Raw genomic sequence first — 15659 nt, 5'->3', positions numbered from 1 at the left:
CCAAACATCATATAACTTTTCGTTAGTCTTAGTGAGAAGAAGAAGTAGCTAATCCAATTTGGTCAATAATTTTCTGGCTTTCCTGATTTAATCCAATGATCGTGACCTTTTTATTTAATTGCTTATATTTTTGCAGCACCTTAGCAATCGCCGTCACCGCAGAATGATCCCATACATGAGACTTGCTAAAGTCTATGTGGATATGCTCAGGGTCATTCATATACTCAAACAACTCAATAAAATGGCTCGTCGTTCCAAAAAACATCTGTCCGGATATCTGGTACACCTTCACTTTATTTTGAATCGTCGTCAGCGCATGGATACGAGACATTTTCCAACCAAAAATGATAGCACTTAATACGACACCAGCCAGTACCCCTTTGGCTAAATCATGCGTGTAGACAACGATACCAACGGTAGTCATCATAACCATACTGTCCGATACTGGAATTTTCCTGAGTTCTCTAACTGAATTCCAATCAAAGGTTCCAATCGATACCATGATCATCACTCCGACCAAAGCAGCCATAGGGATTTGCTTCACAATGTCCCCCAAGATAATAATGAGAAATAGAAGAAATACGCCAGCAACCATGGCCGATAAACGGCCTCTGCCTCCTGATTTCACATTGATTACAGATTGCCCGATCATCGCGCAGCCTGCCATGCCCCCAAAGAAACCTGTAATGGTATTAGCGATACCTTGACCTCTAATTTCTTTGTTTTTATCGCTTTTGGTTTCGGTCATTTCATCGACTATGGTTGCGGTTAGCATGGATTCCAATATCCCCACAACAGCCAGTGTTAGGGAAGTCGGCAGAATAATCCACAGCGTTGCCCAGGAGTATTCAATACCTGGCAGGTGGAAGAAGGGGAGGCTTTGTGTGATCTGTCCCATATCGCCAACCGTCTTTAATTGGATGCCAGAAAAAATGACAATCGCAGAAATGACAATAATGGCAATTAGAGCTGACGGCACGGCTTTCGTAATTCTTGGAAGCAAGTAAATGATGGCTAGTGTTGCTGCTACCATCACATACATCATCCAGGATTGCCCGACAAACTGGGGCAGCTGCGCCAGAAAGATTAATATAGCTAAGGCATTTACAAATCCAATCATCACGGAATGCGGTATAAAGGTTATATATTTGCCGAGCTTTAAAATACCCATAAAAATCTGTATGATGCCTGTTAGAACGGTTGCAGCCAATAAATACTGCAGTCCATGGTTCGCTACCAAGGTAACCATTAAGAGTGCCATGGCGCCTGTAGCTGCTGAAATCATACCGGGACGTCCACCCACAATGGAGATAATAACCGCGATACAAAAGGATGCATACAACCCAACCATGGGATCCACACCTGCAATAATCGAGAATGCAATTGCTTCCGGGATTAGAGCGAAGGCTACCGTCATACCCGCTAAGATATCCATCCGAACGTTTGAAAACCAAGCGTTTTTTAATTGGTGTATATTCAATTACTTGTTCTCCTTTTTTTAAGTTAACGTTCCCTTCCTGGGAAGTCTTATTCTTAATCGTGCAGCAAACAGAGATCTAATCATAGATAAAGAAGGAAACTAAAAAACAGAGAGGATCCTGATTATCAGACCAACCTGTTTGACTGTAATTTCCTAACTCCTTTCATCCTGCGTCAAACATCCGCCCTCATTCAATAAAACCCGCGGGTTATGGGTAAGCTATCCTCCATCTCATTTTTTATTTTTTGTTGACTTTCCACTCTCAGAAAAGTCACTGTCCGATTTCCAACAACTATGATTATACACGGTTTATTAGGGCTTGCTATTTGGTGCATTCGCTATGTAAGCGAATACATTTAAACCATATTAAAGAAAGCTTGTTTTTTCTCTATTTCTCGCTGTTTTTGATAATGACGATTTCCTTGTTTGATATAATCATTTATAATGGAGTATAATCACGTATAATTAAATATGTTAGCAGAGTGGATGCTTTTGTTAAATTGCCATTAAAAAAGGAGTGGATATTCGTTGAATGAACCCGACATTATGACCATAACGCAGGTAGCCAAGTATTTACAACTCAGTGAAGTTACCACCTATAAATTAGTTAACGAAGGAACGATTCCCGGCTTTAAAATTGGCCGCCACTGGAGAGTAAAGAAAGAAGACTTGTCTATTTTTATAGAAAGATTGAAGCGTGGAGAACGGATCTAAACTTTAGAATAAGCACGATCAACAAGGATGGAGCTGACCAATGATGTCCACAAAAAACGTATCCATTTTCGCATTAGGCGGAGTTGGTGAAATCGGGAAAAATATGTATGGGGTACAATATGACGAAGAAATCATTATTATTGATGCTGGGCTTAAGTTTCCAGATGGAGATATGCTTGGGATCGACTTAGTTATCCCTGATATCACCTATCTCAAGGAACATCAGCATCAAGTGAAAGGTATTTTTTTAACCCACGGGCATGAGGACCATATTGGTGGGCTTCCTTATATCCTCAAAGAGCTTAAAGTTCCCGTATATGGAGCCGCGCTCACGATGGGCTTGGTTCAATATAAACTGGAGGAGCATGGTTTGCTTCATGCCGTTGACTTGCATGTGGTCAATAGTGATTCGCAAATTGATTTTAACCATATGTCCGTTTCCTTCTTTAGAACGAACCACAGTATTCCTGATTCCATGGCTATAGTTATCCAGACACCGGTAGGCGTTGTTGTCCAGACAGGCGATTTCAAATTTGATTTCACTCCCGCTGATCAACCAGCCGATTTGAACAAAATGGCGGATATTGGCCGCCGCGGGGTACTGGCCTTACTTTCAGATAGCACAAACAGCGAAAAAGAAGGGTTTACCCCTTCCGAGAAAACAGTAGGTGATGCGATTAATGATGTTTTCTTTCGTTCCCAAGGTAGGATATTATTTGCAACTTTTGCTTCCAATGTACACCGTCTGCAGCAAGTTGTAGAAGCTGCCGAATTATGTGGCAGAAAAATAGTTGTCATCGGACGCAGTATGGAAAAGATATTCCAGATCGGGCAAGACCTTGGCTATATCCGTGTTCCTGAAGGCATGATGATCCCTGCCAGGGACTGCCATAAGTTTACTTCGGATAAGGTAGCCATTATTTGTACGGGAAGCCAAGGCGAACCTGGAGCAGCATTAACACGCATTGCTAACGGATCCCATCGAAGTGTCGTGATTGAACCTGGAGATACCGTTATTTTCTCTTCCTCTCCTATCCCTGGCAACACGATTAACATTAATAGAAGCATTGATTCCCTGTATCGAGCTGGTGCTGATGTCATACATGGATCCATTCTGGATATTCATACCTCCGGGCATGGCTGCCAAGAAGATTTAAAATTGATGCTAAATTTAATGAAGCCCCAATATTTCATTCCCATTCATGGGGAGTACCGGATGCTGGTCCAGCACGCAAAGTTGGCTTCGCAAGTCGGGATAAATCCTGACCATATTTTTGTGCTGGATATTGGACAAGTCCTGCACATATCCGGAACGGGGGCTACATTGGGTGCCAATCTTCCAGCAGGAAATAGGGTTGTGAGAGGGCAAGTGGCAAGCAAGATGGAAAGAGAACTCATGAGTGAACGAAGACAACTATCCGAAAGTGGATTCCTCCTGCTTGTCGCCACCGTGGATACATCTAGCCACCGGCTCTTATCCGGTCCCTATATCGTCAGCCGCGGCTTTGTTTATGTAAGGCATTCCGGTGATTTGATTAAAGAGGCAGAGGACCTAGCTCTGCGAGTCTTGAAAGAGCTATCTACAAACAAAGAGAGAACTTTTGAACAGTGGGAAAAGCGGTTACTGGCTGAGCTCACTTCATTCTTCTACGAACGCACAGAACGTTCAACAATGATTCTTCCCATGATCTTAACCCTATAAATTTAAAAAAGGTCACTTATCTATCCATGCCGAAAAATAGCTCATAGCACCTGAGTACTAAAGACTACTAAAAGAAAGGATTATACGAAATGGCATCCATTGAAAGGACAGCCTACCCCAGGTTCAAAAGAATTCCGAACAGTAAACAACTGAACGAAATTTATTCCCCTTCCTCCCAAGAAATAATGGTTGCCCATAATGTTGCCCGCGGGGACGCTTCAATTTTGTGTTTCTTGACGCTGATGAAGTGTTTTCAGCGTCTTGGATATTTCCCCCCTATGTCTAGCGTACCCAAAGTGATAGTAACCCATATTAGAGATTGCTTGTATTTGGCTCCGAATACCCATCCAACTGATTCACTTGCGACGTTGTACCGGCACCAAAAAACAATTCGGGAATTTTTACATGTCATTCCCTATGGTGCACATGCGAGACATTTAGCTATTGAATCCGTGTATAAAGCAGCGCAAGTTATGGACAATCCAGCCGATCTTATTAATGTATCTATCGCTGAACTTATTAAAGAAAGCTGTGAATTGCCGGCATTCAGTACTTTAGATCGATTGGTACGAAGGGTTCGCACCTTAGTTAATACCCATTTCTTTCAAAGTGTATGGAATCATCTAAGGCCTGAAGAGAAACAAAAACTAGACCAGTTATTAGAGCCAAGCCGTTTCCGAAGCCGTTCCGATTTTAATTATATAAAGGAGCTTCCAAAGAGCCCTAAATTTTCCCATTTTAAAGAGTTACAAGCTAAATATGCTTGGCTTCAATCTTTGGGTGGTGTAGAACGTTTATTGGAAGGTGTTCCGAATGCGAAAATCAAGCATTTTGCAGCGGAAGCCAGAGCTTTGGATCGTTCAGAAATAGGAAAGTTTCTACCTCCAAAAAGATATATGTTGCTTTTAAGTATGATACAGAGAGCAAGCGTCCATACCCGCGATCATCTGGTAGAAATGTTTATAAAACGTGTAGGCTTTATTCATAAGAAAGGCAGGGAAGAACTGGAGCTGCTCCGTGAGCAACACCGTAGTAAGATGGAAATGCTTATTTCTGTCCTTACGGACGTGCTTCAGAAAACAAACGAACATCTAGATGATGCTGTATTAGGGAAGCAAGTCAGAGAAGTATTAGCTACTCGCGGGGGAACTGAATTTTTGCTAAATGATTGTGAAGCCATCTCTTCTCACAATGGGAACAACTACTTGCCCTTGTTATGGAAGCATTACAAAAAGAATAAATCTGCATTATTTCGTTTAATACGTTCATTGAATATCGATACTACTACGCAAAACCAATCCCTTATGGATGCGCTAAGTTTCTTGCTAACAAATGAAACCAAACGTGTTGATTTATTGCCCGCATCGATTAGCTTGTCTTTTGCAAGTACACAATGGAGACGGACGGTGACCGTTAAAACGGAAGAAGGGCTCTTTTTATCACGCCGCCACTTCGAGGTATGTGTGTTTTCCCAGCTGGCGTCTGAATTGAAAACAGGTGACCTCTTTGTAACCGGTTCTGAAAACTATGCCGATTATCGGGAACAGTTGCTTTCTTGGGAGGAATGCAAGCCCATGGTAGCTGACTTTTGTGCAGAAATGAAATTCACGCCCACTTCCGAAGGTTTTGTTCAGCAGTTAAAAGATCTGTTGACTCAAACGGCTGAAGAAGTCGATAAAAACTATCCGAATAATGGCCAAGTTGTCATCAATGAAGACGGAGAACCTACACTCAAACGTTCGGTTCGTAAAGATTCAATACCGAATGTAACAGATCTAGAAACCACCATTTACCAGCATCTTCCTGACCGAAATATTATCGAAATTCTTTGTAACGTAGAGCATTGGTTGCAGTGGACTCGCTATTTTGGTCCTTTGTCGGGTTCGGATCCTAAATTAGAAAATCCCGTAGAACGCTATATCATATTATCGTTTGGGTATGGTTGCAACTTAGGACCGGCACAGACATCCAAACACATGCGTGGACTCGTCACGCAGCACATGCTATCTTTTGTGAACCGACGGCATGTCACAGCAAATAAATTAGACGAAGCTATCCGGGAAATGGTTAACTGTTACAATCTATGTGATTTACCAAAAGTTTGGGGGGATGGTACCACTGCGGCTGCAGATGGGACTAAGTTCGATTTATATGAAGAAAATTTAGTTTCCGAATATCATATTCGTTATGGTGGCTATGGGGGGATTGCGTACCATCATGTTTCAGATACTTACATTGCTTTATTTAGCCACTTTATACCCTGCGGAGTCTGGGAAGCCGTTTATATCATTGATGCGTTAATGAAAAACAAATCTGATATCCAGCCTGATACTTTACATGCAGACACACAAGGTCAATCGACACCTGTATTTGCGCTAGCTTATCTACTGGGTATTAAATTAATGCCAAGAATCCGAAATTGGAAAAACTTGACTTTCTTTCGACCCGACAAAAATACCGTATATAAATATATCGATTCTCTATTCAGTGATACCATTGATTGGGAGTTATTGGAGACGCATTGGAAGGATCTTTTTCAAGTGGTGTTATCCATCAAGGCAGGAAAAGTTTTGCCATCGACCTTACTTCTAAAATTAAGTAACTACAGCCAAAAAAACCGTTTATATCAGGCTTTTCAAGAGTTAGGAAGAGTGATACGCACTATATTCTTATTACAATACATTTCAGATATACAATTGCGTGAGCAGATCACGGCAAGCACAAACAAAGTAGAGGCCTATAATGGATTTTCAAAGTGGTTTTTCTTTGGGGGAGAAGGAATCATTGCAGAAAATGATCCAGAAGAACAAGAAAAACGAATCAAGTACCTTGATCTCGTTTCAAATGCAGTCATTTTACAAAATGTTGTGGATATGACAGGAATACTTAAAAAACTAGCCAGTGAAGGAACTGAATTTACGAGGTCTGACGTGGCTGCGTTGAGTCCATACATGACACGACACATTAAGCGTTTTGGTGATTATGTAATCGATCTTAAAAACGCTCCTGATCCTATTGATAGAAACATGTTGATAGCTGTAAAAGAAGAAAATAGCTCATAATGGAAATGATATCCAGCCTATGAGTTATTTTTACACGTATGTCGGCTGTACCCCAATAAGCTAAGGGGGGATTTTTGTGTATAAGCCCAATTTCCATAAGGGAAAAAATTTCTTTTGATAAATCCAATCCATCTGACATTCAATATAAGAACAAATGTTCTGACAGGGAGACAGCAGGGTGTCATGTGGATATAGATACAAGCAAACTACTGTGCATTGACTTCCGACAAGACAAAGACAAATTGGTGGAAAGATGTTAAAAGGGAATCACACTCTTGTCGATATTATTGAAATAGAAATGATTTATAAGAAGAATAACCCAGGACTGTAGTAATGCGAAATTACAAATGTAATTTTCGATAACAAACTTTATTTTCTACTTTACATGGATGTGGAATTCTTTTTTCTCTGAAATGAGTAGAGACTAACAAACTTATTTTCTTTGGGAAGTAATTAACTTAGAACCAGGCTTTAAATGATTTAAGCGACCCAGTAAAAAGAAGCGGATAGAATTCCGCTTCTTTTAATTTTAGGAGGCATTAATATCGAAACCACATATGAAAATCGAGCTAAGCAGCTGCTCCGATCTTTTTACAGGAAGTATAAGCAAGGGACAACCTTTCAAACAGGTAATGGAAATAAAAATAATGTTGTTTTTGTAAATAAAACAACTATCAATCTCCAGACTAATGCGGAGAGAGAAGTTTTTCAAATAAGCCGTGAAAAGATGGAGAAAGCATGTATTTATTTGTTTTACATACGGACTACAACCAGGAAACAATTAGAGAGATTTTCTAAATTTAGTTCTTCCTTACTGGGACTCTTGCTTAGAGTCTTCAGCGAACAAGGAATGGCTCGAGTTGGTTGTACAGCGAAAGGTCTATTAAGATTATCTCTTCGTGGTATTAGATGGTTTACAGCCGGCTGCAGCCGCGCTCCTAAAGATATGGAAATTGTAAAATTCTATAATGGACGGTGGTTGCTTTTATCTTATTTTCATTTACGTGAAGATAAAACCGATAATTGGCGGAAGCACGTGTGGAGGCTGGGCTTTAAAGGAAGAATATTACTTGATTCTGGAGGATTTTCACTCCATAAAGCAAAGCTTGACGGTAAGTATGTTGCAGATATCAAAGTAGATGAATATTGCGACTTTATAAAGAGACACGGGGGTACAAACATGTTTTGTGGATGGTTTAGCCTTGATAAAGTCGACGATCCCGAAATCACTGAGTCGAATACCGACTATATGTTTGAACATGGTTTAGGAGACGGGTTAATTCCAATTTGGAATATCAATACCAGCTATTCTAAATTGGAATTCCTAATACATAATCATGATCCTGCTATAGTAGGGGTGGGCGGTTTATTGTTTTGTGAGAGACAAGAACGGAAAAAAAGATTAGATCGTTTGTTTCAGCTTTTTCCTAATCAACTTTTCCATGGTCTGGGAGTCAGTAATGAAGATTTGTTCAATTATGATTGGCATAGTTGTGATGGTACAGGTGTGTTTTCTCCGAGAAAATATGGGAAAATCTACACATATGATGGACAAATTCCACTCCCAATGGGGTGGACGGTGGAACAAGGAATTGGATATGGACTGGAAATATTTGTGTCACAAGAAGAAAATTATCATCATGTCCAACACCGAAAATTTTTAATTGCCCCAGCTACCATGCCAGGACCTTTACGATTATTTTAGCGCTAATTTTTAGCGCTTTTTTTGTCGTTCAATGTCGAATCATGTATGATTTAATGCTTGACACATTTCAAAAAATTATGAAAATCATCATCAACAGAATTATAATTAATGTGAAATTGATAATATTTTAATAAATCTCTTCCTATTATATAGTGCATTTATAGAGCTTAGTTATGTAGTACTATAAATCCCTTATTTTGGAAAATTGGTGCTCCACCTAATTAACAGGAATTTAAGAAGATAGTCGTTATATGTCGAATAAGATAATGTAACGGTTTGCGATTACGGATTGTCCATCCCAAAAACATATGATATACTGTGGTTGTTACTTAGTTCTTTTTGCTCACTTGACCTATATTTCTATATAAGCAAGCAGTAGCCTGTCATTGAAGAGATAAGCCCTATCGGGTGGTATATTTCCTAAAATAGTTCTGACTATTTTTCCTAGTCAGAATATTTAAGAGGAAAAGCCATCCAATAGGGCTTTTTATGTTATAGATAATTTTTAGGAGGAGGCTATTACATGATTCTAGCTATATTGTTATGCATTATATTATCAGGAATTTTTATGGCTGCATGGCTGAAAGCAAAAGCTGATATTTCTTTTTTAGAAGGGAAGGCACTAGATTTTCTGGATAGGGAAAAAAGATGGATTCAGCAAATCGATAATCTCGAAAAGCAACTTGTTCAAAATTCCTTCAATCCCTTTAGGCAAGCTGACTCAAAAACAATGGGTTCTGCTTTACACGAATCGGATAGTTGGATTCCTCCAGAAGAACCAGTTTCAACTGATCTGTATCATGTAGACTCTGAACACGATCTGCAGCAGGTGGAACTTGGAAATGTAACCATGGCTTTTTTACAAAAAGTGGGCGTGAAATCAATCCAGACGACCCAAGCAGAAGTGGTTATGCTTCACGAGGAATGTGATGTAGAGCAGATACATTTTTTTGAAGAGAGTGATGTCAATCACAAATCTTCAGCACCGTCCTTAGATAAATGTGGACTTCACTATTGGGAAGGAAACATTTTACAAAAGTTTAGCGATGATCTTGCTTTGATCTCAAATGGTACACACATGTACCACCTGTCCCACAACAAATTAATACAGTTTCAAAATGGTGACAATGTTTGCATGCAAGTTTTGGTTGGAGAAGCAGGTATTAATAGAGAAGTGCTTATGGTTTGGCAGCCAGAAGAAATTGCTGTCTCTGCATAGTTATATGGGTTGTTCGGATCAGGTAATTCCGGGCAACCTCCTGTTTTGATCCTTATTACCCATGACCATTGACTGCGAAAAATATCAGAATTCCATGAATTCTGTAACATATATAGCCCATATTTCCCAAAAATGGCTTGACAAGGAATAGGGAATTCCCATAATATTGTAACATAGTCTTAAGATTCAAAAACGGAAAACAATAATAATATTACTTTCCGAAATAAATTAGCGAACGAAAGGGGCTCAAATCATGCTGCCGCACGAGTATATTGACCAAACTGTACATATGGTTCGGAAATTAATTGAAGTCGAATGCCCATTTATCACACAATCAGGGGGTGAAAATAAAGGAATTGTAATTCTACACTTTACACCTAGACATGATTTGCCACGCATTGAACGCGTTACCTCGGAACGCCCTAGATATGATAAAGGTCGAGTTTACTTAGACAGAACCAAACCAGAATGTGAGGAAGACAATCTTCTTTTTGCACTGGATGTAATTGAATCCAAGTTACATCAGAATCAAAAACGTATGGTTTCCGGAAGCATTTGGTTTCATTTTTCCGGTGGTATTATTTCAGATATTGAAACAAAGAGTTCCATGATGATAGGTGACATGAGTTGACATATAAAAACGAAAAGGGAGAGGTACCTATGTATGTGGTCGATCAAAAACTCCCTACAACAGGTGGTGAGGATTGGTTCGGGCAAGCACCCAGCCCGGCAGTCATTGAAAGCACTTTAATGGATTGGATTAGTATTCTTCAAAAGTACGGAGTACTTTGTACAATTACGTGTATTATCATGTTTTATTTTTTTTATAAAATCTCGAAAATTCGTAAAAACCAGGTGTTTGCAAAGTTTTGGATGGTGACATCCTGGGGAATGGTAATTCTAACCGTAATATTCATCATACTTCCATATATCGTACTGAGTTTTTATTAATCAAAGAAAGCATGAATGAGGTGGGACTCTTGGCAGCGAAAATATATTTATTTCCTTCAAAAGTAAAAAGAACTCTTAGCATACACGAACTCTTTTCCTCTGATGAAGTGGAGGATTACTATAATTACTTCAAGCAAAGTGATAATTGGCAACAAGAGGTTAAGCCGATGACACTATATGATGGATATCCATGTGTGATGGCATGTATGGCTTACCGCAGCGATATGGTCTGGTATGTTAACGAAAAAAATGGTTATGGTACGTGGTTGATTAATATGAGTAGAATGCCCGTTGAAGAGAATACAGAGCTCATCTGGGGCTGGAGCCCTTTTGTACGAAAATCGGTTGCGCCAGTATACGAACCCTTGAATTTAAATCAAAAGGCTATGCGTCATCATGTGACCTGGATCGTAGATGAGGAGGGATTCGGTCAGTATGGTTTAGTAACAAAAAAAGGAGAATTGTGGTTACCGCATCCAAGACCAGACAACTGGAGAGATCATAATAATATTGGCAATTTGTGAGTAGCTTTTTCAAAGCTGCACTCACAATTGCCATTTTTTAATGAGTTTCTATTTTACTTGGCTAGCATAAGGCTGGACAAAAACGGAGGTAATCGATATGCGTACCGCGCTTTTAACAGATGGCACATTGATTCATGCAGACGACTATAATGAATCTCAGCATTTTAATATTTTATGTCTGGACAAATCATGCAGAGCTCCACTAATCTTTGTTCCCAAGAGTGAGAAAGCAAGCTCTCATTTCAAGACAATTGGTAAAAATTCTGATTCAAAACATTCTGCCGCTTGTGGTTTTTATCAACCACTTGATATTGTGGAATCCATTGAAAAAGTAGCAGAATACCAAAATGATATTCTGAAAGCAACAACCATTAAGAAAACGATCATATCTTTAAATATGCGCCGACTAGATCCGGAGCATGTACCAACAGCAACGGAACGGGAACAACCTGAAAATGAGCAAGAATCGGACAATATCAAAACAAAGGAAAAGTCAGAGAATCCCGGCTCTATAAGTTCCCTTAAAAGTGTTGTAAAGTTGATGGTTCAATATGAACCGGATCTCCTTTCGACAATCTTTTTTAATATTGGCTCCGGTCGAAAAGTACCTCTTTCCAATATGATATTGAGCCAGGAGCGGGCTCACCAGCTGCTCTGGGCAGATGAAGTCATTCGTGAGGTTGGGTATTTCGTATATGGCCGTATTAGTGAAATTAAACGGCGTGAAAAAGTCATGTATATTAGTTTGGAGAAAGTTAATGATATTCCATTTACTATCGTTATTTTCGAGAAACATTTTCAGTTTTTTAAGGTTCCTGAAGATAAATTAAAAGACAAAGATGTACTCATATATGGGATCCTCAGAAAAAATGATTATCAAGATCGAAATACAACCGAGATAGTCATTAAAAGCGATAAGTATATTGAATTTTTAAAACGAAAGAAGAAAGAAGATTAATGTAAAAGATTAAAAAGGGTGAAATATGTTTGATTATTGCAGCTGGCTTTATGATTTGTCTTTTTGCTATTATAGGGTTAATAATAAGTAGTATATGGGTTGCAGAGCGGAGAGGCGGTATCAAAATGAGCATACAATTTGAATTAGCAAAGATGTTTCATGATCACTTATATGCATTAGAACAAGATTCTACTCTTAGTAATTCGAACCGAGTATTTTTCATTAATGATTTGAGAACTCGGATCGAAACGGTTTATAAAAGAGTAGGAACAGAGAATGAATTCATTAAGGAAATGGTTCAAATCAAAAATAGTCTTATCTACGACATTACTATCAGTGAAGAAATGCTTCAACAAATCAAATCGTTTTACGGTGCCCTTATTCTTTCATTTCGCCGCCGCGACGAGGTACATGATTTTTATTATACTCCTCAAGGCGAGGCTTATATCAAGAATATAGCTACCAGATCGCGCAAATACAACGTACCCTATGATTGCTTTGAGTTAAATAAAATTAGTCCGCCGACTCTCTTACAAACAGAAGGAGTGAATTTAAATGTTCACTGATCAGTATATCGAACAAATTTCAATCATAATAAAGAACCCATTTATGTTGGTAATATTTACATTTGCAATTATTGTTGTTCTAGTGAAGTTAATATTATCCTTTATGAGGATAAAAGTTGATCAAAGAACAAGTGAAATAACACTAGGCATTAGTTCTATTTTTATGATAGGAGCTATGGCTATTATTTTTATTAAGGTATATCCACCTGCAGGCGAACAAGGATATTTAAATCTCATAGGGTTTTCTATGATGTTCTCATGTATGGCAGGTATCTTGTTTTGTTTAATTGAGACGATAAAAGCTTATTTGGGACGCCCATCTTTTTTTCGAAGAAAGGAATAACAATGATTACGAGCCAAAAACATATGATTGATAAAAATAAATTCCTGCTAGAGATTAAATCTGAATTTGAAGAATTGAGATTAGTTCAAATTAGTCCAAAAAATCAAACGGGTATGGGCAAGTCATATTTGATTAATCGTGATTATTTAAATGCCTTAGTGAAGCAATACATAGATCCTATTGTCACAACAACATTACCTTTGATTATCAGTCAGAAGGCACTACCAACCGCTCGTGAAGGGGTACTTTACTCTAATGGATTGAAGAATTAGGGTTTGAAGGAGAGTCTGCAATGTTGATTTAAAAGATCCAGATAAATTAAGGGAATTTGACCTATGGGAAAAAGAAGATGGGACAAAACAAGGGTTGTTAAAAATTTAGTCATTTTCAGCAATTCCACCTAAGAAAATTGAATAGATGGTCCATAGGGAGAGCATATGTTTAATAAACTCCGAAATTATCTTACTTCCAAGAAATCGCTACACCAATATTTAGAAGACTTAAATAAGCCCATTTATTTTCCTGCTGGACCGACTGTAAAAGCTATAACAGATCAACAATTTGCCAAATTCAAGTTAGTGATTGCCCTTATGAAAAAAGAGGAATTGTTGAATCCACAGTGCATTTCCGACAGTAGAATAATAGATTTAGCGATTCAAAGTAATGTAGATGCCAGTCACATTAGGACGCTGTTTTTCTACTTTGAAATAGAATATAGAATGAATTTACCGAAGGATCCATTTGTACAAATTGAATTTTTTGAAAAGGAGCTTGCAAAACGTGGACTAAGGGGACTTAATGATCTTCAATAAATACTGATACTCGGTGAGCTAGACTATAGAATAAATCACCAGAATCATCTCGATTATAATCTAGCAATGGAAAAGGGGAATTTACTTGGCCGTAATTAGAGAAGGATCCAAACACAACAGGGATTATGAAGTTATTGATTCTAAAGTCGGAGAGGGTATTGATTTTTTGATTCATGCTGCCAATCGTGGGTTTGTAAATAATCCAACAGACCAGATGACTACTCTTCTGACAAGTCAACAGAAATTAGACTTAACTGATGGCCATGATGTCAATTGGGGGGGATACCTTGGTTACGGAAAAGTGGTAGATATCATGAGATTATGTACTTTGGAAGAAATTGAGGAACGAGTATGTCTGTTGAAGAGAGACAATATGTTTTATTGTATGAAATTCGAACATATTAGTTTAATAGCTAATAAATACGTGGAGAAGCTTAAATCTTCTGGAAGGCAGGGTAACCTTGTATTATAAATTTCCAACACATCGTTTGACCCAATCAATTAATGGAGATGACAGAACAATATGCTAGTGAGGATACATTTTATTCAAGAAATGAATCTTTAATTTTGAGCTTGTTATTATTTTATTTAGAGGATCTTTTACAATCATTTGGTGATGCGGAGCAGGCACTTGAATTGTTACATCAGAATCCAGATATTTTTCAGTATTCACTTGATCTTTTTAAAAAAGCCATGAACGATCAGTCTGTTGAATCCGAGTCGAAAATAATTTTTAATAAGAGTCCTTTTGCTGATTTCACACCAGGTTGGGAAGATCAAGAAAGAGTAATTTTTCTTTGACTTTACATGGACTAAGAAGGCGTTTACAAATTTAAAGCGACACCTCAAACTAAATACAATAAAGGCTTCCCGAATGGGCCGAGTATACGAATATCGGCAATTTCCTTTTCATCAATGTAGTGCATCTGTTCATGGCTCTCATTTTTTCTCTCAATGATAACTAAACATATTTTACCATCAAATCTATTCCAACGTTTAAAAAACTCTCCCTTTGTCACTGTCCCATCTAAACTCTCAATTTCAATCGGTTGTCCTACTTTGATCATACATTGATTTTTTTTGATTACGTCGTCCAAATGCACGATACATACTCCTCCAATTCTTTAATCTTACTAATAGAAACAAGACCAAACTTTGTAACTCTAGTTCAATACTATCATAAAATAGGTCTTTAATGAAGAAAAACATATCATTGATGCTGTTGGGGAAAGCGTTACGCGTGCTTCTGTAAGTGACAGGTCTGAGCTAGTCGTTACCGCTCATACGCATGGAACTTCCGATGATGTTCAGGGTAGTGATCGGCAAAGGCAAGCGCCGGCAGTGAGTCGACTGCTGCCTCTCTACTTCCGGATGGGACATAATTGACACCTGCCGGTATTGGTGGCTTACCCGAAGATGAGTAAATCATAATTGAAAATTGAGGGTCTTCGTATTTCGTGGTGAAATTACTGGAAATTAAGAATAAAATACACTGAAAAAATTGCGAAATAAGTGAGGAAATCAAATGGAGATTACATTGTTAAGGATAGTAACTATTTTAGGCTCTTCGGAAAATAAGGTTGAATTAGGTTTAAATTAATCACGTTTAGGTTGATTAACAAA

General features: G+C 38.4%; 16 protein-coding genes. 14 read left to right on the top strand and 2 right to left on the bottom strand.

Annotated elements, in window-relative coordinates; all coding sequences use genetic code 11:
• Positions 1–28: 28 nt before the first annotated feature.
• Positions 29–1435, bottom strand: coding sequence for a SulP family inorganic anion transporter (locus G9U52_RS25765; RefSeq protein ID WP_207953211.1), 1407 nt, complete (start codon positions 1433–1435; stop codon positions 29–31).
• Between the two features lie 591 nt (positions 1436–2026).
• Between G9U52_RS25765 and G9U52_RS25760 the strand changes: the two genes are divergently transcribed.
• From G9U52_RS25760 to G9U52_RS25695, 14 genes are all read left to right on the top strand, one after another.
• On the top strand, positions 2027–2194 hold the full coding sequence (locus G9U52_RS25760) for a helix-turn-helix domain-containing protein (RefSeq protein ID WP_166153667.1): 168 nt from the start codon (positions 2027–2029) through the stop codon (positions 2192–2194).
• A 40-nt stretch (positions 2195–2234) separates the two neighbouring features.
• Positions 2235–3896: a ribonuclease J gene (locus G9U52_RS25755; protein WP_166153534.1), complete on the top strand. Its 1662-nt coding sequence runs from the start codon at positions 2235–2237 to the stop codon at positions 3894–3896.
• A gap of 89 nt (positions 3897–3985) precedes the next feature.
• Positions 3986–6958, top strand: coding sequence for a Tn3 family transposase (locus G9U52_RS25750; RefSeq protein ID WP_166153533.1), 2973 nt, complete (start codon positions 3986–3988; stop codon positions 6956–6958).
• An 850-nt stretch (positions 6959–7808) separates the two neighbouring features.
• On the top strand, positions 7809–8663 hold the full coding sequence (locus G9U52_RS25745; RefSeq protein ID WP_166153532.1) for a hypothetical protein: 855 nt from the start codon (positions 7809–7811) through the stop codon (positions 8661–8663).
• Between the two features lie 523 nt (positions 8664–9186).
• Positions 9187–9882 (top strand): hypothetical protein, encoded by a 696-nt coding sequence (locus G9U52_RS25740; RefSeq protein WP_166153531.1) that lies wholly within the window; start codon positions 9187–9189, stop codon positions 9880–9882.
• Between the two features lie 253 nt (positions 9883–10135).
• Positions 10136–10513, top strand: a complete 378-nt coding sequence (locus G9U52_RS25735; RefSeq protein WP_166153530.1) for a hypothetical protein — start codon at positions 10136–10138, stop codon at positions 10511–10513.
• Between the two features lie 238 nt (positions 10514–10751).
• Complete coding sequence (locus G9U52_RS25730; RefSeq protein ID WP_166153529.1) at positions 10752–11357, top strand: hypothetical protein; 606 nt, start codon at positions 10752–10754, stop codon at positions 11355–11357.
• Between the two features lie 97 nt (positions 11358–11454).
• A complete protein-coding gene (locus G9U52_RS25725) occupies positions 11455–12315 on the top strand; it encodes a hypothetical protein (RefSeq protein WP_166153528.1) in 861 nt (286 codons plus the stop codon).
• 29 nt (positions 12316–12344) lie between these two features.
• Positions 12345–12881: a hypothetical protein gene (locus G9U52_RS25720; RefSeq protein ID WP_166153527.1), complete on the top strand. Its 537-nt coding sequence runs from the start codon at positions 12345–12347 to the stop codon at positions 12879–12881.
• Positions 12871–13224 carry a hypothetical protein gene (locus G9U52_RS25715; protein WP_166153526.1) on the top strand — a complete coding sequence of 118 codons (354 nt, stop codon included), beginning with the start codon at positions 12871–12873 and terminating at the stop codon, positions 13222–13224. The genes G9U52_RS25720 and G9U52_RS25715 overlap by 11 nt, the downstream gene beginning before the upstream one ends.
• 23 nt (positions 13225–13247) lie before the next feature.
• Positions 13248–13496, top strand: coding sequence for a hypothetical protein (locus G9U52_RS25710; protein ID WP_166153525.1), 249 nt, complete (start codon positions 13248–13250; stop codon positions 13494–13496).
• Positions 13497–13661: 165 nt separating this feature from the next.
• Complete coding sequence (locus G9U52_RS25705) at positions 13662–14036, top strand: hypothetical protein (RefSeq protein ID WP_166153524.1); 375 nt, start codon at positions 13662–13664, stop codon at positions 14034–14036.
• A gap of 85 nt (positions 14037–14121) precedes the next feature.
• Positions 14122–14508 (top strand): hypothetical protein, encoded by a 387-nt coding sequence (locus tag G9U52_RS25700; RefSeq protein ID WP_166153523.1) that lies wholly within the window; start codon positions 14122–14124, stop codon positions 14506–14508.
• Between the two features lie 32 nt (positions 14509–14540).
• A complete protein-coding gene (locus G9U52_RS25695) occupies positions 14541–14837 on the top strand; it encodes a hypothetical protein (protein WP_166153522.1) in 297 nt (98 codons plus the stop codon).
• Between the two features lie 44 nt (positions 14838–14881).
• On the opposite strand, the gene G9U52_RS25690 is transcribed toward G9U52_RS25695, so the two are convergent.
• The gene (locus G9U52_RS25690) at positions 14882–15103 is read right to left on the bottom strand and encodes a hypothetical protein (RefSeq protein WP_207953195.1); all 222 of its coding nucleotides are present in this window, start codon (positions 15101–15103) and stop codon (positions 14882–14884) included.
• Positions 15104–15659: the final 556 nt, after the last annotated feature.

Source organism: Paenibacillus agricola, from assembly GCF_011440305.1.
Taxonomy (GTDB): domain Bacteria; phylum Bacillota; class Bacilli; order Paenibacillales; family NBRC-103111; genus Paenibacillus_S; species Paenibacillus_S agricola.
This window is presented reverse-complemented; position numbering and strand designations above follow the sequence as displayed.